Origin of the sequence: Mycobacterium kyorinense, assembly GCF_001672775.1 — a bacterium.
GTDB classification, from domain to species: domain Bacteria; phylum Actinomycetota; class Actinomycetes; order Mycobacteriales; family Mycobacteriaceae; genus Mycobacterium; species Mycobacterium kyorinense_A.
Genome location: NZ_LZKJ01000165.1, coordinates 24397 through 42642 on the forward strand (window position 1 = coordinate 24397; position 18246 = coordinate 42642).

Annotated in this window: 20 protein-coding genes, 3 tRNA genes and 1 riboswitch; of the genes, 15 read left to right on the top strand and 8 right to left on the bottom strand. The window is 66.2% G+C overall.

Going from position 1 to position 18246, the window contains the following annotated elements; translation table 11 throughout:
• Positions 1-44 precede the first annotated feature (44 nt).
• The 3 genes from A5707_RS17720 to A5707_RS17730 form a co-directional block, all read right to left on the bottom strand.
• Positions 45-1547, bottom strand: coding sequence for a hypothetical protein (locus A5707_RS17720; protein WP_065015753.1), 1503 nt, complete (start codon positions 1545-1547; stop codon positions 45-47).
• A 177-nt stretch (positions 1548-1724) separates the two neighbouring features.
• Positions 1725-1797 (bottom strand) — tRNA-Arg (locus A5707_RS17725).
• A gap of 73 nt (positions 1798-1870) precedes the next feature.
• A tRNA-Ser gene (locus A5707_RS17730) sits at positions 1871-1961 on the bottom strand.
• An 87-nt stretch (positions 1962-2048) separates the two neighbouring features.
• On the opposite strand from A5707_RS17730, the gene hisC reads away from it, so the two are divergent.
• Positions 2049-3116 carry a histidinol-phosphate transaminase gene (hisC, locus tag A5707_RS17735; protein ID WP_065015754.1) on the top strand — a complete coding sequence of 356 codons (1068 nt, stop codon included), beginning with the start codon at positions 2049-2051 and terminating at the stop codon, positions 3114-3116.
• Complete coding sequence (locus A5707_RS17740; protein ID WP_065015755.1) at positions 3113-3580, top strand: DUF4334 domain-containing protein; 468 nt, start codon at positions 3113-3115, stop codon at positions 3578-3580. The genes hisC and A5707_RS17740 overlap by 4 nt, the downstream gene beginning before the upstream one ends.
• 57 nt (positions 3581-3637) lie before the next feature.
• Here A5707_RS17740 and A5707_RS17745 read toward each other — a convergent pair whose 3' ends face one another.
• Positions 3638-4225: a TIGR03086 family metal-binding protein gene (locus tag A5707_RS17745; protein ID WP_065015774.1), complete on the bottom strand. Its 588-nt coding sequence runs from the start codon at positions 4223-4225 to the stop codon at positions 3638-3640.
• A 23-nt stretch (positions 4226-4248) separates the two neighbouring features.
• On the opposite strand from A5707_RS17745, the gene A5707_RS17750 reads away from it, so the two are divergent.
• From A5707_RS17750 to A5707_RS17770, 5 genes are all read left to right on the top strand, one after another.
• Entirely contained in the window at positions 4249-5073 is an 825-nt protein-coding gene (locus tag A5707_RS17750; RefSeq protein WP_065015756.1) for a crotonase/enoyl-CoA hydratase family protein, read from the top strand.
• Positions 5074-5111: 38 nt separating this feature from the next.
• A complete protein-coding gene (locus A5707_RS17755; RefSeq protein WP_065015757.1) occupies positions 5112-5300 on the top strand; it encodes a hypothetical protein in 189 nt (62 codons plus the stop codon).
• 42 nt (positions 5301-5342) lie between these two features.
• Entirely contained in the window at positions 5343-6449 is a 1107-nt protein-coding gene (locus tag A5707_RS17760) for a hypothetical protein (protein WP_065015758.1), read from the top strand.
• Between the two features lie 24 nt (positions 6450-6473).
• Positions 6474-7727, top strand: coding sequence for a lipase LipE (gene lipE / locus A5707_RS17765; protein ID WP_065015759.1), 1254 nt, complete (start codon positions 6474-6476; stop codon positions 7725-7727).
• Between the two features lie 103 nt (positions 7728-7830).
• Positions 7831-7942: riboswitch (SAM riboswitch) on the top strand.
• A gap of 35 nt (positions 7943-7977) precedes the next feature.
• Positions 7978-8604 (top strand): hypothetical protein, encoded by a 627-nt coding sequence (locus tag A5707_RS17770; protein ID WP_065015760.1) that lies wholly within the window; start codon positions 7978-7980, stop codon positions 8602-8604.
• 27 nt (positions 8605-8631) lie between these two features.
• Here A5707_RS17770 and A5707_RS17775 read toward each other — a convergent pair.
• A tRNA-Ser gene (locus tag A5707_RS17775) sits at positions 8632-8718 on the bottom strand.
• Between the two features lie 21 nt (positions 8719-8739).
• Positions 8740-9237 (bottom strand): MarR family winged helix-turn-helix transcriptional regulator, encoded by a 498-nt coding sequence (locus A5707_RS17780; protein ID WP_065015761.1) that lies wholly within the window; start codon positions 9235-9237, stop codon positions 8740-8742.
• A 66-nt stretch (positions 9238-9303) separates the two neighbouring features.
• Here A5707_RS17780 and A5707_RS17785 point away from each other — a divergent pair, with 66 nt between their 5' ends.
• On the top strand, positions 9304-10284 hold the full coding sequence (locus A5707_RS17785; RefSeq protein WP_197495360.1) for an NAD(P)H-quinone oxidoreductase: 981 nt from the start codon (positions 9304-9306) through the stop codon (positions 10282-10284).
• Positions 10285-10364: 80 nt separating this feature from the next.
• Here the strand turns inward: A5707_RS17785 and A5707_RS17790 are convergent, their stop codons facing one another.
• Positions 10365-11561, bottom strand: coding sequence for a cysteine desulfurase-like protein (locus A5707_RS17790; protein ID WP_065015775.1), 1197 nt, complete (start codon positions 11559-11561; stop codon positions 10365-10367).
• Positions 11562-11671: 110 nt separating this feature from the next.
• Between A5707_RS17790 and A5707_RS17795 the strand changes: the two genes are divergently transcribed.
• From A5707_RS17795 to A5707_RS17820, 6 genes are read left to right on the top strand one after another with little or no spacing between them, the layout of a single operon-like run.
• Positions 11672-13636 (top strand): DUF6541 family protein, encoded by a 1965-nt coding sequence (locus A5707_RS17795; RefSeq protein ID WP_065015763.1) that lies wholly within the window; start codon positions 11672-11674, stop codon positions 13634-13636.
• 2 nt (positions 13637-13638) lie between these two features.
• Complete coding sequence (locus A5707_RS17800) at positions 13639-14160, top strand: bacterial proteasome activator family protein (RefSeq protein WP_156658098.1); 522 nt, start codon at positions 13639-13641, stop codon at positions 14158-14160.
• A 10-nt stretch (positions 14161-14170) separates the two neighbouring features.
• Positions 14171-14977, top strand: coding sequence for an ABC transporter ATP-binding protein (locus tag A5707_RS17805; RefSeq protein WP_065015764.1), 807 nt, complete (start codon positions 14171-14173; stop codon positions 14975-14977).
• A complete protein-coding gene (locus A5707_RS17810; RefSeq protein ID WP_065015765.1) occupies positions 14974-15882 on the top strand; it encodes a glycosyltransferase in 909 nt (302 codons plus the stop codon). The genes A5707_RS17805 and A5707_RS17810 overlap by 4 nt, the downstream gene beginning before the upstream one ends.
• On the top strand, positions 15879-16709 hold the full coding sequence (locus A5707_RS17815) for an ABC transporter permease (RefSeq protein ID WP_065015766.1): 831 nt from the start codon (positions 15879-15881) through the stop codon (positions 16707-16709). Before A5707_RS17810 ends, A5707_RS17815 begins: the two co-directional genes overlap by 4 nt.
• Positions 16710-16765: 56 nt before the next feature.
• Entirely contained in the window at positions 16766-16969 is a 204-nt protein-coding gene (locus A5707_RS17820) for a CsbD family protein (RefSeq protein WP_065015767.1), read from the top strand.
• Positions 16970-16978: 9 nt separating this feature from the next.
• Here the strand turns inward: A5707_RS17820 and A5707_RS17825 are convergent, their stop codons facing one another.
• The gene (locus tag A5707_RS17825) at positions 16979-17761 is read right to left on the bottom strand and encodes a type 1 glutamine amidotransferase domain-containing protein (protein ID WP_065015777.1); all 783 of its coding nucleotides are present in this window, start codon (positions 17759-17761) and stop codon (positions 16979-16981) included.
• A gap of 160 nt (positions 17762-17921) precedes the next feature.
• Here A5707_RS17825 and A5707_RS17830 point away from each other — a divergent pair.
• Positions 17922-18246: nucleoside diphosphate kinase regulator (locus A5707_RS17830; RefSeq protein ID WP_065015768.1), on the top strand; the 325-nt coding region annotated here is incomplete at its 3' end.

Sequence of the window (18246 nt, forward strand, 5' to 3'; positions counted from 1 at the left end):
CGAACCTTCTGATCCGTGGGTGTCGGCACCCAATGCCGAGACGGTTAACGGTGGCCGACCGGTGCAGTGAGGTAGGGCCTGGACAGCATGAGCGAGCAGATGACCGCGAGCACCAGGACGTACACGGGGAGCAGGTGCTCGAAATGGGTGTAGCCAATGGCGACGTGGATCGTCAAGGCGGGCGCAGTGCCGAAGAAGCAGCCAAGCAGCAGCGACCACCACACCCAGCGTTGGCCGCGGCGCCATCCCCAAAGACTTATCAGCAGCACTGCTAGCCCCGCCCCGATCAGCGCCCCGCCGAATCCCGCGCGATCATGGGCGATGAAGGGCAGCAGAGATTCGTTGCGCGCCTGCAGGTCCGCTGAACTGGTGGCCAAGAATTCGAGATCGGTTGGTACGAACACGGTTGTCAGACCAACCGTCGAAATCACTATCCCGGCAACGGTTAACCCTGCACCGACGCCGATCATGATGAGTTGTCCCCACAACGCCCGCCGCCGTTGCATCTCAGGACCGTCGACGATCGGCGGCCAGTGCGCATCCGCAGGTGGGTGCCAGACCGCCAGCACGAACATCGGGAATAAGGCAACGACAACCAGCGTGTGCATTGGTTCGACGAAACCGGTGACCAGGAAGTAGAAAAGGGTGAGGAACGTGATCAGACCCGAGATGAGGAATGCGTTGCGCGCCCAGCGGTAGCCCTGTCTGAGGCCGCCCCAAGCCAGTCCGAGGTAGAGAACACCGATTCCAATCATGTTGCCCGCCATGGTGAGCCGGTCATGCTGCAAAAACCCGATCAAGTGATGATTGATGTCGTGCAGATCCGCTACCGATCGGCTGAGATAGGCACGGTCATACCACAACAGCACCGGGCCGAGCGCGATCGCGGCCGCACCCAGACCCGCGGCGATCATTCCGACACCGACGATGACGCCCCACAACCATCCTGGCCACCGGCGCGGGTTGGCCGGGACGTCGCGCCATCCCGGCGGTGCAGACGTCGGGATGGACGCTTCGATAACGCGCTGAAACCAACCGGGCCCGGCGGCGACCAGCACACCGGGGCGAGCCAGCACGGTCGCTGACGCGTCGCTTAGGGCATCGAGCGCGACGCTGACCCGCGGTGTGTCGAGATGGATCAGGTGCGGGTCGGAGCCATCGGTCACCGCGTCGACATAGGGCGCGACGGCGTCGGCCACCTCGGGGACGGATGTCATCGCGATGACGGGGCATCGTCGATCGGCCGTTGCGACGCGCACCGTTTTGACATCGTCGGCGGTCACCGGCCCTATTTCAATGACGCTTGCCCCCTGCACGGGTAGGACGGCGACGGCTTCCCGTGCCACCGATAGCGGCACCGATGCGCCGAGCCGCCCGATGAACCGTGGCGGCACGGGCGGATGGTCAAACACCCACGGGATCCAACGACGCCCACCGGCGCGGGTGACCAGAAACGCCAAGAATCGCAACGCGAGTGTCTGAGTGCGGCGCTCACCCAGAACCGCGTTGGCGATCGGGCTGAGCGGTTGGTAGGTCCAATCCGGCACCGGAGAAGTTTCACATGGGTAAGGCGGGCCAGCAGAGCAACCAGGTCATCGGTGGTCCATGTTCGGCTGGCGGTGCCCCTCCCTCATCAGGGAGTGTCAAGGATCAGCCGAAGTAACTGTCAAGCATCAGCCGAAGCAGGAATGTCACCATCATCCGAGGTAATACAGGGAATTGAGCGCGCCCGAAGAGATTCGAACTCCCAACCTTCTGATCCGTAGTCAGATGCTCTATCCGTTGAGCTACGGGCGCCCGTGTTCACTTGTCGTCGTACCTTTGCGGCGAACGCTTCGCCCGGCCTACGCCGCGCTCGCGATCACCTCGTTGGCGGAGGCGAGAGGATTTGAACCTCCGGTCCCCGGTAAGAGGACAACTCATTAGCAGTGAGTCCCATTCGGCCGCTCTGGCACGCCTCCTTGGATTCCTGAGGGTACCGGACGCTGCACTGCGTCCCGGAACCGCCGCGGAGCACAGCGTACACAGCCGTTGCATAAGCTGTCGAAATGCCCGCCCGCCTGCGCCCTGACCTGGCCGAGCTGACGGCCTACGTCGAGGGCAAGACGGTCCCCGGCACCATCAAGCTGGCCAGCAACGAAACGGTGCACGGGCCGCTGCCCAGTGTGCGAGCGGCCATCGCGCAGGCCGTCGACGACGTCAACCGCTATCCCGACAACCACAACGTCGAGCTGCGGCTGCGGCTGGCGCAGCATCTGGACTGCGGCTTCAGCCCGGAGCACATCGCCGTTGGCTGCGGCTCGGTGGCCCTGTGCCAACGGCTCGTCCAGGCCACCGCCTCGGTCGGCGACGAGGTGCTCTACGGCTGGCGCAGTTTCGGCATGTATCCGCTGCAGGTTCGGGTGGCCGGCGCGGTTCCCGTCGAGGTCCCATTGCTCGACGAGACCTACGACCTGTACGCGATGCTCGCCGCTGTCACCGACCGCACCCGGCTGATCTTCGTCTGCAATCCGAACAACCCGACGTCCACGGTTGTCGACCCGGAGGCACTGGCCCGGTTCGTCGAGGCGGTGCCCGCAGACATCTTGATCGCCATCGACGAGGCCTACGTCGAATACATTCGCGACGGGATGTTGCCTGACAGTCTAGGGTTGGTCCGGTCCTATCCCAATGTCGTTGCGTTGCGGACGTTTTCGAAGGCCTACGGGCTGGCTGGCCTGCGGGTGGGCTATGCGGTCGGCGACCCCGAGGTGATCACCGCCCTGGACAAAGTGGTGGTGCCGTTCACGCTGACCAATGTGTCGCAGGCGGCGGCGATCGCGTCGCTGGACTCCGCCGACGAGTTGCTGGCCCGCACCGACGCGGTGGTGGCCGAACGGGAGCGGGTTTCTGGCGCACTGCGCGATGCCGGCTTTACCCTGCCGCCGTCGCAGGCCAACTTCGTGTGGCTGCCGCTGGGCGAGCGCACGCCGGATTTCGTGGCGCAGGCCGCTGACGCCAAGATCGTGCTGCGGCCATTCGGCAATGACGGGGTGCGGATCACGATCGGTGCGCCGGAGGAGAACGACGCGCTGCTGCGGTTCGCGGAGTCTTGGCACGAGAGGAGTAGTTCATGAGTGACGAGTTGGCGCGCAAGAAGTTCACCGACTTCAAGGAGCGCACCGGCGCTATTGAGGACGCCGAGCTTGACAACTACTGGGCGAGCCTGCCGCCGGCGACCATCGACGGCATGCTGGGCGAGTGGAAGGGCGGCGAGTTCGTCACCGGCCATCGGATGAACGGTCAGCTGGAGAAGGCCCGGTGGTTCGGCAAGTCGTTCAACTCGGCCACCGACGTGCAGCCGCTGGTATGCCTCGACGACGACGGCAACAAGTTCTCCAATGTCAAGATGGGCAAGGGCGAGGCGAGCCTGTGGCTGGAGGAGTTCCGCGGCGAGGTCACCGCCACCATGGTCTACGACGGCCAACCCGTGCACGATCACTTCAAGAGGATCGACGACGACGCGGTGATGGGCATCATGAACGGCAAGGGCGTCGTCGATAACGGCCGCTACTTCTACTTCTACCTCGAGCGGGTGTAAACGCACTGCTCGAACGTGAAGCCAGGTTCACGCTCGGCGACGAGCGTGAACCTGGCTTCACTCTCGGCGGGGATCGCGGCCGGTGAAGGCGATTAGACGGTCCAATGCCGATGCGTTGTCAGCGACGTCGACGGGATCGTCGAACCCCACCGCCGAGCGGGCCTCCGGCGTGATGTTCCGGCGCGCCATCTCCAGGACGTATTCGGCCACCGATTCCGCGACGTCCACGTCGCGTCCGGTCGCCGTCGCGTAATCCCAAGCGTGGACCAGGAATTCCAGCGACAGGATGCCGGCGGCGACCGCGGCCGGTAGCTCGTTCGGGCCGATTGTCACCGTGCCGTCCAAGCCTCGGCGGTGCCAGGCATCCAGCGCTGGCCGCGCCGCGCCGACGATCTGCCGCTCCACCGAGTCACCGGCGTCGCGGTCGGGAAATTCTCCGCCCACCGCACCGCCGATCACGGTGATGGAGTTCAGCAGATGGTCGGTCAACTGCGCCACGTCGTACTCCGAGCACGGCGTCGGCTTGGACAGGTCGTCGTCGGCGATCGGATGCAGCACCTGTTGAAGGACACCCAGCGTGGCTTCTGCGCTGGCCAGTTCGTCGGTGGGCGGTGAGTCGGGCCCGGGCCGCAGGTCGGAAGACATGGACACCACGGTACGGTCTGGCCATGGGTGAGCCGTACGAATCCGTCACTGTCGAGACCAAAGACCACGTCGCGCAGGTCACGCTGATCGGCCCGGGCAAAGGCAACGCGATGGGGCCGGCGTTCTGGTCGGAGCTACCTGAGGTGTTCGCCGCGCTGGACGCCGACCGTGAGGTACGCGCCATCGTGCTGACCGGGTCGGGCGCCAACTTCAGCTACGGCCTGGACGTCAAGGCAATGGGCGGGACGTTGGCCTCGGTGCTGTCCGAAGGCGCATCGGCGCGCCCGCGGGCCGACTTTCACGCCGAGGTGCTGCGCATGCAGCACACGATCAGCGCCGTCGCCGACTGCCGAACCCCCACGATCGCATCCGTGCACGGCTGGTGCATCGGTGGCGGCGTCGACCTGATCTCGGCGGTGGATATCCGCTATGCCAGCGCAGACGCCAAGTTCTCCGTCCGCGAAGTGAAACTGGCGATGGTCGCCGACGTCGGCAGTCTCGCCCGGCTGCCGCTGATCTTGAACGACGGGTACTTGCGGGAACTGGCGCTGACGGGCAAGGACATCGACGCCGCGCGTGCCGAGAAGATCGGGTTGGTCAACGACGTATTTGCCGATGCCGACGCCACGCTGTCCGCCGCGCACGCCACCGCCGCCGAGATCGCCGGCAATCCGCCGCTGACCGTGCACGGCATCAAGGATGTCCTTGACCAGCAACGCATTTCGACGGTATCGGCGAACCTGCGCTATGTGGCCGCATGGAACGCGGCGTTCTTGCCGTCTAAGGACCTGACCGAGGGAATCTCGGCGACGTTCGCCAAGCGCGCGCCGCAGTTCACCGGAGAGTAGGACGGTTCGGCGCAGCCAGGGGTGGGAACCCTCCCGCTATGTCTACCTATCGAGTGCTCAACCCGCAGGGCGACGTCGTTGCGACCAAGGACATCGCCAGCGCCGACGACGCGCACGCGTGGTTCGTCGACGCTAAGGCCGATAACACCGAACTCGGCTGGCGGATGGAGGTCAACATCGACGGCGACTGGCGGTTTTTCGACGACACCGAAGGCGACCGCGCCTGAGGTGGCGTTTGTCCGCCCAGTCGGCGGGCAACCCACTCGGGCATGGATTCCGAACGCTTCCGCCAGCTGCTGACCACCCGCGGCCCGTTCGCGTCGGTGTATTTCGAGGACTCGCACGACACCGAGGACGCCGCCACCCAGCTTGAGCTCAAGTGGCGAGGACTGCGCGACCAGCTCGTCGAACAGGGCATCGACGAATCGCTGACCGCAGAGATCGAACGCGCCGTGATGGACCTGCGTGCGCCGGTCGGGCGTAGCGGCCGCGCGGTGATCGCCGGCGCCGACGGCGTCGTGCTCAACGAACATCTCCTGCGCCCGACCGCTGCCGAGGTCGTCCGGGTTTCCGAGCTGCCCTACCTCGTGCCGATCGTCGAGCAGGGCTTCGAGGACGCCAATTACCTACTCGTCGCGGTGGACCACACCGGCGCCGACATCACCGTGCACGTCGACGGCACGCTGAGCTCGGAGACCGTCGACGGCGGCGGCCATCCGGTGCACAAGGCGTCTGGGGCTGAAACCGCCGGCTACGGCGATCCGCAACTGCGCACCGACGAAGCCGGCCGCAAGAACGTCCGGGCCGTCGCCGACCGGATCACCGAACTGGTCGACGACGCGTCGGCCGACGCCGTCTTCGTGGTCGGCGAGGTTCGGTCTCGCTCGGATCTGCTGGCGGCGCTGGCTGCGCGGGTGAGCGCGCTGGCCGTGCCGCTGCAGGTCGGTGCCCGGCACAGCGGGCATGACTTCGACGAGGTGCAGCAGGCCATCGAGCAGGAGCTGCTCAAGCGCCGGTTGACCGTCCTCGACGACGCCGCGCAGCGATTCACCGCCGAGATCGGCCGGCAATCCGGGTTGGCTGCCGAGGGGCTCGGGCCGGTGTGTTCGGCCCTGCGCCAGGGTGCGGTGGAAACGTTGATCATCGGCGACATCGGCGACGCGACCGTGGTCGCCGACGAGGAGCTCACCGCCGTGGCGCCGAACGCCGACGTGCTCTCCGAGCAGGGCGCTGCGCCGGCCCGGACGGTGCGGGCCGACGAAGCGCTGCCGCTGCTCGCGGTGTCGATCGGGGCGTCGCTGGTGCGCACCGACGAACGCATCGCCCCCGCCGACGGCGTGGGTGCGGTGCTGCGATACGCCCCGACGCTGCACTGAGCTACGCCACGTACCCTCGCTTGGATGGGCAATTCTGACGGCAGCATCCGGGTGCCGGCCGACCTCGACGCCGTCACCGCCGTGGGTGAGGAAGACCATTCCGGAATCGACCCAAAAGCCGTCGAGCGCATATGGGCGGCGGCCCGGTACTGGTATGAGGCGGGCATGCACCCGGCCATCCAGTTGTGCTTGCGGCACAACGGCCGCGTCGTGCTCAACCGGGCGATCGGGCACGGCTGGGGCAATGCGCCGAGCGACCCGCCCGACGCCGACAAGGTCCCGGTCCGCACCGACACCCCGTTCTGCGTGTACTCGTCGGCCAAGGCGATCACCGCGACTGTGGTGCACATGCTGGCCGAGCGCGGGCAGTTCTCGCTCGACGACCGGGTGTGTGAATACATTCCCAGCTACACCAGCCACGGCAAGGACCGCACGACGATCCGGCACGTGTTGACGCACAGTGCGGGAGTTCCCTTTCCGACCGGACCGCGGCCGGATCTCAACCGGGCAGACGATCACGAGTACGCGCAGGAACAACTCGGCAAGCTGCGGCCGCTCTACCGGCCGGGCCGGGTACACATCTACCACGCGCTGACGTGGGGTCCGCTGATGCGCGAAATCGTCTATGCCGCTACCGGTAAGGACATCCGTGAGATTCTGGCCGCCGAAATTCTTGACCCATTGGGCTTCCGGTGGACCAATTTCGGTGTAGCACAACGCGATCTCCCGCTGGTTGCGCCCAGCCACGCGACCGGCAGGCAATTACCCGCTCCGATCGCGGTGGCTTTCCGCAAGGCGATCGGCGGTACGGTTCACCAGATCATCCCGCTCACTAACACCCCGCTGTTCTTGACGACGGTCGTCCCGTCGTCGAATACCGTGTCCAATGCGTTCGAGCTGTCGCGGTTCGCCGAGATCTGGCGCCGCGACGGTGAACTCGACGGGGTGCGGGTACTGCAGCCCGAGACGATGCGTGGTGCGGTGCGTGAATGTCGGCGGCTACGCCCCGATTTCGCCACCGGGTTGAAGCCACTGCGCTGGGGCACCGGATTCATGTTGGGTTCCAACAGGTTCGGTCCCTTCGGGCTCCACGCACCGCGGGCTTTCGGTCACTTGGGTTTGGTCAACGTCGCGATCTGGGCCGACCCCGAGCGCGGGCTGGCCGCCGGGCTGGTCAGCAGCGGCAAACCCGGCAGGGATTCCGCGCCCAAGCGCTATACCGCGCTGATGGACCGCATCGCCGCTGAGATCCCACGGGTGACGGGCACTGCGGCATAGGCGGGCCTGCAGTACCCGCATTACCCGTCGCCGTATGCGGGAGTGTCGACCTTTCGGTTGATTACCGAAGAGTTGTCAGTACCGCCGCATAGGATGAAGTCAGCTTCACGAGACGCCGTCGACAAGCTCCGACTGGATGGCGCGCCAACCCCACGCTCGTGGGTGGCTCGGATGAAGAAGCGGCCAGCATCGACCGGTGCCGGCAAGAGCGCTCCCGTGGCCGGGGGCCGACGAGACGGGAAGTTTTGTCATGAGTGAGTTCACCTCAGACGATCAGTGGCGTTCGTTCCAGACCTTTGTTGCGGCGTACATCGCCGGGATGTTGCATCGCCGCGACGTCTTCACCATTTCACGAAAGTCTGCCGTGATGCCTCCGCTGGTGGAGTTCCGGTGCGATGCTGCCGGTCGGCTCTGGTTCAGTGTCGGCGCCCTGGGGTGGAGCGACGAGGATGGCGCCGCCGTCCAAGTCTCGCGCGAGGACCCGAACCGCGTCGCCGCTCAAACGGTCGGCGTGCTGCGCAGTGTCGCGGAGCTGAACGAGCCGAGCGACCTGCGTCTCAGCGCCAGCGGCCCCGCCAGTTCGGTTGCAGTGCTCGCGCACAGCGGGTTCATGAGTGGTGATGGAGGCGACTCCGTGAGAACGGCCGCCCTACACGCGAGGATGAAGGCCGATATCGATGTCGAGGGCGACCCCATCGACGCGGCCGCCCGAGCGGTCGGCGACCGCGCGTTCGCCAATACCAGGAGCGGTTCGATCGCCGCGATAGCGTTTGCCGGTGAGCTGGCGCGCCTCCGAAGTTGGTTTGATCCCTTCAGTGCGACACCGAAATCGGGCTACTTGGTCGGTGGCGGCCGGCCGAAGGAGACCGACGAGTGAGCGAGCGTCTTGAGACATCGCAAAATGCGGTGGCGGAGGGATTTGAACCCCCGGACGGTTTTAGCCGTCTCTCGCTTTCAAGGCGAGTGCATTAGGCCGCTCTGCCACGCCACCGCCGATAAGGGTAGCGGGAGGTCAGGTCCGATCGCCCGACAGCTTCAGCGCAGCAGCGATCCGGCGGCAGTTCTCTCCCGTCGCGGCGATCTGCGAGCGCGTCAACGGGCCGAGGAAATAGGTGCGCACATCTTGGGCATAGGTCACCATGGCCTGCGCCGCCACCGCCCGGCCGTTGTCGGTGATGGTGGCCACCACGCCGCGCCGGTCGTCGCGGCTGGCCTCGCGCCGCACCAGCCCTTGCAGCTCGAGGCGACCGATCTGCCGGGTCAGGCGGCTCGGCAACGCCGGTAGCGCCTCGGCCAGATCACCCATCCGCATTGAGCCGCCGGGTGCGTTACAGAGCATGTCCAACACCCGGACGTCGATCAGGGATAGCTGATGGACGTCGACTAGTCGCCGATTGAGCGTCGCATACAACCGCAGCGCAGAATCCAAGAAGTTCTGCCACGACTTCTGTTCGGCGATATCCAGCCCGGGCATCTCACTGGCAGTCCGGCCGGCGATGAGGCCGCCCATTACGTCATGCTATGCGACGCATCGTCTTTGGAACAGCCGGAATTCGCAGGTAGTAGCGTGTCGGGAATGCACGCCATCGTCGCTGAATCGGCTGATCAACTCTCCTGGCAGCACGTGCCCGACGCAAAGCCGGGCCGCGGGGAGGTGCTGATCAAGGTCAGCGCGGCCGGGGTCAACCGCGCCGATGTGCTGCAGGCCGCCGGCCGCTACCCGCCGCCGCCGGGCGCCAGCGAACTGCTGGGCATGGAGGTGTCCGGTGTGGTCGTCGAGGTCGGCGACGAGGTCACCGCATGGTCGGCTGGGCAAGAAGTGTGCGCTTTGCTGGCCGGCGGCGGGTACGCCGAGTATGTCGCTGTTCCCGCTGGCCAGGTTCTGCCGATCCCTGCGGGTATCGACCTGCATGACGCCGCCGGGTTGCCCGAAGTCGCATGCACGGTGTGGTCGAACCTGGTGCTGACGGCCGGGTTGTCCGACGGCCAGCTAATCCTGATCCACGGCGGCGCCAGTGGTGTGGGCAGCCACGCCATCCAAATCGCCCGCGCGCTGGGCGCCCGGGTAGCGGTCACGGCGGGGTCGCCGGCCAAGCTGAAACTTTGCCGCGAACTGGGCGCCGAAATCACCATCGCCTACCACGACGAGGACTTCGTCGCGCGCGTGAAAGAGGCCAGTGACGGCGCGGGCGCCGACGTGATCCTCGACATCATGGGGGCGGCTTATCTGGACCGCAACATCGACGCGCTGGCCGCCGACGGGCAGCTGGTCATCATAGGTATGCAGGGCGGCGTCAAGGGCGAGCTCAACATCGGCAAGTTGATCGTCAAACGGGCCCGGGTCATCGGAACGGCGTTGCGGGGCAGGCCGGTGGCTGGGCCCAGCGGCAAGAGCGCCGTCGTCGACGCGGTGGCGAAGTCGGTCTGGCCGATGTTTGCCGACGGCCGCGTCCGCCCGGTCATCGGTGCTCGCATGCCGATTCAGCAGGCCGCCGAGGCCCATCGGATGCTTACCTCAGGCGGGGTGACCGGAAAAATCGTGCTGACGCTCGACTAGCCGGCCGCGAGCGTAACGCTACTGCGAATCTGAGCAGGTTTTTTTCGCGCTGACGTTACGGTCGCGGTGAATTGACCGAATTACCCAAGGGAGGCCAGCGCGCGGACCAGCTGGTCGACCTCCGCCATCGTCGAGTAATGCGCCAGGCCCACCGTGACCGCGCCGCCGACGTCGTTGACTCCGATCACGTCGAGTACCCGCGAGCTGGCATTGGAGATCGCCAGAATCCCGTTGTCCGCCAACCGTTGCACCACACGTTCGGCTGGGACCTCCTGGACGGCGAAACTGACGACAGGTATCCGCGCCTCGGGTCGGCCGATCACCATCACCAAGGGCAGCGACCGCAGCGACGCCATCAGGTAATCGAACATCCGACTCATGTATGAAGCAGCGGATTCCATTGACACAGCGAGTCTTTCACGTCTGCTTCCTCGGGCCGACTCGTCGAGCGACGCGAGATACTCGATGCTGGCGACGAATCCGGCCAACAGCCCGAACTGGTGCACGCCGACTTCCAGCCGAGCCGGGCCGGTCGCGTGCGGGTTCGTCGACACCGAACCGAACGAATTGATCAGCGTGGGATCGCGAAACACCAACGCGCCGATCGGCGGACCGCCCCAGCCGACCGCGTTCACTGCCACCACGTCGGCGTCAATCTCGTCGATGTCGATCAGCCGGTAGGGGGCTGCCGCGGAGTGGTCGACTACCACCAGTCCGCCGACGTCGTGGATCAATTTGGTTGCCGCGCGAAGGTCGGTGACGGTCCCCAAGGTTCCCGACGCCGACGTCACGGCGACCAAGCGCGTCGATTTGCCGATCAGGCTCTCCCATTGCCACGTCGGCAGCTCACCGGTCTCGATGTCGACCTCGGCCCACTTCACCTTGGCGCCGAATCGGTTTGCTGCGCGCAGCCACGGGGCGATATTCGCTTCGTCGTCCAGGCGGCTGACGATCACCTCGTAGCCCAGGCCGGCCCGGGAGGATGACGCATCGGCCAGGGAGGCCAGCAATACCGCGCGGTCGGCACCCAGCACCACCGCGCGCGGGTCGGCGCCCACCAGGTCGGCCACCGCCACCCGCGCGGCCTCCAGCACGGCGGCGCTGCGCTGCGCCGACGGATGCGGGCCGGCAGCGCTGGGGAACGACCCGCGGAACGCGGTCGACACCGTGGTGGCCACCGAGTCGGGGATCAGCATCCCCGCCGGCGCGTCGAAGTGCACCCACCCGTCTCCCAGCGACGGGTGTAGTCCGCGCACCCGGGCGACGTCGTATGCCATGCCAGCCACCTTAAGAATCCCGCAAATTCCGCAAACCATGACGGTAGCGGGGCACCCGGATGCGTCCCCGCCGTCCCGAGCCAGGTCGCCCGGCCAGCCATACTAGTCCAGTGGCGCTGACGTTCGGAACGCTGATCGCACTGTTTTTGCTGATCGTGCCGGGGGCAATCGTCGCCCGCAGCGCTCAGCTAACTTGGCCCATTGCCGTGGCGGTTGGCCCGGCGCTGACCTACGGCGTCGTTGCACTGGCCATCATTCCGTTCGGCGCGGTTGGAATCCCTTGGAACGCATGGACAGCTTTAGCCGCGCTGGTCATCGTGACGGTACTGACGGCGGGTTTGCGGGTGGGGTTGGCCCGCTACCGCGACGTTGCGGGCGAATCGCGGGCGGTCACCAGCCGGCCGGCGCTGACGGTGGCTGCCGGGGTGCTGCTGGGAGCGCTGCTGATTTGGTACGCGGCGCTGCGCGGCATCCCGCACTGGCAATCGATCCCCAGCACCTGGGACGCGGTCTGGCACGCCAACACTGTCCGCTTGATCCTCGACACCGGCCAGGCGTCCTCCACTCACATGGGTGAGCTGCGCAATGTCGACACCCGCGACGTGCTGTACTACCCGTCGGCGTTTCATGCGCTGGTCGCGGTGGACTGCCAGTTGACCGGCGCCGCGCCCACCACCGGCTACACGCTGAGCTCACTGGCGGCAGCCATTTGGCTGTTCCCGGTCAGCGCGGCGCTGCTGACCTGGCGGGTGGTGCGGGCGCACACCACCGTGGGACGCACCGCCTGGGCGGCGGCCGCCGCCGCGGCGCTCTCGGCGTCGTTCACCGCGGTCCCCTACATCGAATTCGACACGGCCGCGATGCCCAACCTGACGGCCTACGGACTGGCGGTACCCGCTTTTGCGCTGGTCACTTCCACGTTGCGGCATCGCGACCGGATCCCGGTGGCGGCGTTGGCGCTGGTCGGGGTGTTTTCGGTGCACATCACCGGCGGCATCATCGCCGTCCTGTTGCTGGCGGGGTGGTGGCTGCTGGAGGCGCTGCGTCACCCGGTGCGCGGCCGCCTCGCGGACGTCTGGACGCTGGTCGCCGTCGCGGTGCCCACCGGGCTGGTGATGTTGCCGCAGTTCCTCGTGGTGAAAAAGCAGGAAGACATCATCGCCGGGCACTCTTTCCTCACCTACCTGAGCAAAAAGCGAGGGTTGTTCGACGCGGTCTTCCAGCACTCGCGGCACCTCAACGATTTCCCGGTGCAGTACGGGCTGACCGCCTTGGCGGCCATCGGCGGGCTGGTGCTGCTGGTCAAGCTGATCTGGTGGCCGCTGGCGGTGTGGCTCCTGCTGATCGTGGTGAACGTCGACGCGGGCACCCCATTAGGCGGCCCGGTGGGAGCGGTCGCCGGTTTGTTCGGCGAGTTCTTCTACAAAGATCCGCGCCGGATCGCGGCGGCGACGACGCTGCTGCTGACCCCGATGGCCGGGATCGGGCTGCTGGCATTAGTTGCGTTATTGATGGGAGTGGTCAGACGGCTGGGTGGGCGGCGGCTGTCGGCCCCGGCTCTGGGCACCGTCGGGGCAGTAGCGCTGTTGGCCGTCACACTGATCAGCGCGTGGCACTACTTTCCCCGGCACCGGTTCTTGTTCGGCGACAAGTACGACTCGGTGATGGTCGACCGGCGAGACCTCGAGGCGATGGCCTACCTGGCGCGGCTGCCCGGCGCCCGCAACACGCTGATCGGAAACGGCAACACCGACGGCACGGCGTGGATGTATGCGGTGGCCAGCCTGCATCCGCTGTGGACGCATTACGACTATCCGGTGCAACAGGGTCCCGGCTATAACCGCTTCATCTTCTGGGCCTATGCCGACGACGCTGACACCGATCCGCGAGTAGCCGAGGCAGTTCGGGTACTCGATATCCGCTACGTGCTGACCAGCAAGCCGGTCGTCAGGGGGTTTGCGATGCCCGACGGGCTAGTGTCACTCGAGAAGTCCAAGTCGTGGGTGAAGATCTATGACAACGGCGAAGCCCGGATTTTCGAGTGGCGCGGCGCCCCTACGACTCCAAAAACGTGAGGATGGTGACGGGATTGAGTACCCAAAACGACGACGACAACGTCGAGATCATCGGCGGCATCGACCCGCGGCTGATCGCCGGCGGGGACGACGACGACTCCGATGACCGGTCGCTGACCGACCTCGTCGAGCAGCCCGCCAAGGTCATGCGGATCGGCACCATGATCAAGCAGCTGCTCGAGGAGGTCCGCGCCGCCCCGCTCGACGAGGCCAGCCGCAACCGGCTCCGTGAGATCCACGCCACCAGCATCCGCGAGCTCGAAGAGGGGCTGGCGCCCGAGCTGCGCGACGAACTCGACCGGTTGACGTTGCCGTTCAGCAACGAAACCCCCTCGGACGCCGAGTTGCGCATCGCCCAGGCCCAATTGGTCGGGTGGCTGGAAGGCCTCTTCCACGGAATCCAGACCGCGCTATTCGCCCAGCAGATGGCTGCCCGCGCCCAGCTCGAACAGATGCGCCAGGGCGCCCTGCCGCCCGGGATGGGGCGCAGCGGGCACGGCCCGGGCACCGGGCAATACCTGTAAGCAGACGCTGGTGAGCACACCGCAGATCGAGACCCGCGATGCGTGGGTGGAGTTTCCCATCTTCGACGCCAAGTCGCGCTCGCTGAAAAAGGCATTCCTCGGTAAGGCCGGCGGAACGATCGGACGTAACGCGTCCAACGTGGTCGTTGTGGAGGCGCTGCGCGACATCACGATGTCGCTGAACCTGGGGGATCGGGTCGGTCTGGTCGGCCACAACGGAGCCGGGAAATCGACTCTGCTGCGCCTGCTTTCCGGGATCTACGAGCCGACACGGGGTTCGGCTTCGGTGACCGGCCGGGTGGCACCGGTCTTCGATCTCGGCGTCGGCATGGATCCGGAGATCTCGGGCTATGAGAACATCATCATCCGCGGCCTCTTCCTCGGCCAGACCCGGCGTCAGATGCTGGCCAAGGTCGACGAGATCGCCGAGTTCGGTGAACTCGGCGATTACCTGTCGATGCCGTTGCGCACCTATTCCACCGGGATGCGGGTGCGGCTGGCGATGGGGGTGGTCACCAGCATCGACCCGGAGATCCTGCTGCTCGACGAGGGCATCGGCGCGGTGGACGCCGAGTTCTTGAAGAAGGCCCAGACCCGGCTGCAGCGGCTGGTGGAGCGGTCCGGGATCCTGGTTTTCGCCAGCCATTCCAACGAGTTTCTGGCCCGGCTGTGTAAGACCGCGATGTGGATTGACCACGGCAGTGTGCGGCTCACAGGCGGCATCGAGGACGTCGTGCGGGCGTATGAGGGTGAGGATGCCGCCCGGCATGTGCGCGAGGTGTTGGCGGAGACCGCGGCCGGCGAGGTGTCGGGGTGAGCAGCACAGTATGTGCCGTCGTCGTCACGCATCGGCGGCCCGATGAGCTGACCAAGTCGCTGGACGTGTTGACCACCCAGAGTCGGCTGCCCGAACACCTGATTGTGGTCGACAACGGAAACGAGGACCGGGTCCGGGAGCTGGTCACCGGCCAGCCGATCCCCACGACGTATCTCGGGGCGCGCCGAAACCTCGGTGGCGCAGGCGGTTTCGCGCTGGGCATTCTGCAGGCGCTCGCTTTGGGTGCCGACTGGGTCTGGTTGGCCGACGACGACGGCCACCCGGCCGACAGCGAGGTTCTGGCCACCCTGCTGGCCTGCGCTCAGCAGCACGGCCTGGCCGAGGTGTCGCCGATGGTGTGCAACGCCGACGATCCGCAGCGGCTGGCGTTTCCGCTGCGGCGCGGCTTGGTGTGGCGCAGGCGGGTCAGCGAACTGCGCACCGACTCCCAGCAAGATCTGCTGCCGGGGATCGCGTCGCTGTTCAATGGTGCGCTGTTTGCCGCCTCGACCTTCGATGCGATCGGTGTACCGGACCTGCGGTTGTTCATCCGCGGCGACGAGGTCGAAATGCACCGTCGGCTGGTGCGTTCCGGGCTGCCGTTCGGGACCTGCCTGACGACGTCCTATCTGCATCCCGGCGGATCCGCCGAGTTCAAGCCGATCCTGGGCGGCCGGATGCACACCCAGTACCCCGACGACGCCGCGAAGCGGTATTTCACGTATCGCAACCGCGGTTACCTGCTCTCGCAGCCCGGGCTGCGTCGGCTGCTTCCCCAGGAGTGGCTGCGGTTCGGCTGGTACTTCCTGGTTTCTCGCCGCGACCCGGCTGGCCTGGCGGAGTGGTTTAGGTTGCGGCGCTTGGGCCGTCGCGAACAATTCGGTCGACCCGGGGGGCCAGCGTGACCATCATCGACGCTGCGGCGCAGTCCAAGACCTTCACCCGCGCCTGGCGCGATCTGGCCGACGGTTTCCGGCGCCGTGAGCTGTGGCTGCATCTGGGGTGGCAGGACATCAAGCAGCGGTACCGCCGCAGTGTGCTCGGCCCGTTCTGGATCACGATCGCAACCGGCACGACCGCCGTCGCGATGGGTGGCTTGTACTCCAAGCTGTTTCACCTCGAGCTGGCGGTGCACCTGCCCTACGTCACGCTCGGGCTGATCATCTGGAACCTGATCAACGCCGCGATCATGGAAGGCGCCGACGTATTCGTCGCCAACGAGGGGCTGATCAAACAGTTGCCGGCGCCGTTGAGTTTGCACGTCTATCGGTTGGTCTGGCGGCAGGTGATCCTGTTCGCCCACAACATCGTCATCTACGTCGTCATCGCGATCATCTACCCCAAACCGTGGTCGTGGGCCGACCTGACCGTGATCCCGGCACTGCTGCTCATCGTGCTCAATGCCGTGTGGGTGTCGCTGTGCTTCGGCATCCTGGCCACCCGCTACCGCGACATCGGCCCGCTGCTGTTCTCCGTCGTGCAGCTGCTGTTCTTCATGACACCGATCATCTGGAACGACGACACGCTGCGACAGCAGGGCGCCGGCCGGTGGGGCAAAATCGTCGAACTCAACCCGCTGTTGCACTACTTGGACATCGTGCGTGCCCCGCTGCTGGGCGCCCACCAGGAACTACGGCACTGGGTAGTGGTGCTGGTGTTGACGGTGGTCGGGTGGGTGCTGGCAGCGTTTGCGATGCGCCAATATCGCGCACGCGTGCCGTATTGGGTGTAGCCGCCGGTTGGCGACCGCTCACCGCGGGTATGCGGGAAGCGGACAAAGGAGTCGCTATGAGTTTGACCGACAAGGCCAGAAACAAACTGCAGAAGGTCAAGGGCGCAGCCAAGGAAACTCTCGGTCGCGCCACTGGAGACCGCAACCTGGAAAACCGCGGTGTCGGCGATCGGATCGGATCAGATTTGAAGGATGCCGGCGAAAAGGTCAAAGACGCGTTCCGTGGCCGCGGTGGCGGACGCGGCCGACGTCGCGTGTGATCCCGAAGGTCAGCGGCCGCGTCGGACCTTGTTGACGAATGCCATGCCGAACGCCTTCGCGGAGTAAGGATCTTGACCGGTGATCAGCTCGCGGTCCTCGACAACCTTGCTGCCCATCGGCAGCACCGTCTGCTCCACCTTGGCGCCGCGAGAGGTTAGCAGCTGAGTCGGATCGTCGATGAGATGTCCACGGAATCGGCGGGCCAGCGGGATGGTCGACAGCATCGTGTCGACGCCGGTCTTGAAGCATGTCATCCGGTAGCCGTCGTAGATCCAGCGGCCGTCGATGCTGGGTGCAGCAGCCAGGGCAGCGGGAGCATGACAGATCAATCCGGTGGTCCGGTGCGCGTCATGGAAATACCGCACGAGAGCTCCGAAGTCGTCGTTGAGAGACTCATCGACGAACACGTCGCGGTGCAGCAAATCGACCAGCGGCGCATGCCCGCCCGGCACAAAGACGGCGTCGAAACTGGCCAACCGATCCGGGTCGTGGGCGATCTCCTCGAGTTTGGTCGGTTGTGCCAGACCGAGTTCCAGCAGCCGTCGATAGCTGGACAGGGCCGCGTCTCGCTTGGCTCGCGACAGGCCGAAATACAGCAGACTGCACGACGTTCCATCGATCGTGGGGATGCGTCCGCCGGGCGTCGCGAACGACAACTCAAAGCCCGCATCCAGCATCGCGTCGGTCGGCTCGACCAACTCGCCCAGATACGTGCCGGTCGGCTCGCTGCGCCCTTCCCGCAGCGGAATCCGATCGGCCGCCGACACCACGACCAGTACGCGCGAAGTCATCTGCACGGTGTCGGCAATACCCGCAATCGAAGCGCACCAACCGGTCGCGCAATGGCACCACTCAGAACGCCTGCGCGGGAATATATTGACGGAACAACCAAAAACAATCGAGGCGCTCCGGGGTGGCAATCGCCGCTGCGCCCTAAAGACAGGTGCGAAGGTGAGCGAGGAAGTCGAAACCACGGGGTTGTCAGAGGGGGCGCGCGAGCGCATCACCGCGGAGTTGGACCGGTTGCGCGAACGCCGCGATCGGCTGGAGATCGAAGTCAGAAACGACCGCGGCAGCGTCAGTGACCATGCGGATGCCGCCGATGCCATCCAGCGCGCCGACGAACTGGCCGGCCTCGACGAGCGGATCGTCGAACTCGACAGGCTGCTGCGCACCGGGCCGGCGCCGTCGAACGGAACCGGCGCGCTGCCCGGCGGCACCGAAGTGACCCTGCGGTTCGGCGACGGTTCGGTCGCCACGATGCAGGTGATTTCCA

Excerpts from the sequence above, each read along its gene's own strand:
- hisC (WP_065015754.1), top strand. The coding sequence starts at position 2,049 with ATGCCCGCCCGCCTGCGCCCTGACCTGGCCGAGCTGACGGCCTACGTC.
- A5707_RS17740 (WP_065015755.1), top strand. The coding sequence starts at position 3,113 with ATGAGTGACGAGTTGGCGCGCAAGAAGTTCACCGACTTCAAGGAGCGC.
- A5707_RS17745 (WP_065015774.1), bottom strand. The coding sequence starts at position 4,225 with ATGTCTTCCGACCTGCGGCCCGGGCCCGACTCACCGCCCACCGACGAA.
- A5707_RS17750 (WP_065015756.1), top strand. The coding sequence starts at position 4,249 with ATGGGTGAGCCGTACGAATCCGTCACTGTCGAGACCAAAGACCACGTC.
- A5707_RS17755 (WP_065015757.1), top strand. The coding sequence starts at position 5,112 with ATGTCTACCTATCGAGTGCTCAACCCGCAGGGCGACGTCGTTGCGACC.
- A5707_RS17760 (WP_065015758.1), top strand. The coding sequence starts at position 5,343 with ATGGATTCCGAACGCTTCCGCCAGCTGCTGACCACCCGCGGCCCGTTC.
- lipE (WP_065015759.1), top strand. The coding sequence starts at position 6,474 with ATGGGCAATTCTGACGGCAGCATCCGGGTGCCGGCCGACCTCGACGCC.
- A5707_RS17770 (WP_065015760.1), top strand. The coding sequence starts at position 7,978 with ATGAGTGAGTTCACCTCAGACGATCAGTGGCGTTCGTTCCAGACCTTT.
- A5707_RS17780 (WP_065015761.1), bottom strand. The coding sequence starts at position 9,237 with ATGGGCGGCCTCATCGCCGGCCGGACTGCCAGTGAGATGCCCGGGCTG.
- A5707_RS17785 (WP_197495360.1), top strand. The coding sequence starts at position 9,304 with ATGCACGCCATCGTCGCTGAATCGGCTGATCAACTCTCCTGGCAGCAC.
- A5707_RS17790 (WP_065015775.1), bottom strand. The coding sequence starts at position 11,561 with ATGGCATACGACGTCGCCCGGGTGCGCGGACTACACCCGTCGCTGGGA.
- A5707_RS17800 (WP_156658098.1), top strand. The coding sequence starts at position 13,639 with ATGGTGACGGGATTGAGTACCCAAAACGACGACGACAACGTCGAGATC.
- A5707_RS17820 (WP_065015767.1), top strand. The coding sequence starts at position 16,766 with ATGAGTTTGACCGACAAGGCCAGAAACAAACTGCAGAAGGTCAAGGGC.
- A5707_RS17825 (WP_065015777.1), bottom strand. The coding sequence starts at position 17,761 with ATGACTTCGCGCGTACTGGTCGTGGTGTCGGCGGCCGATCGGATTCCG.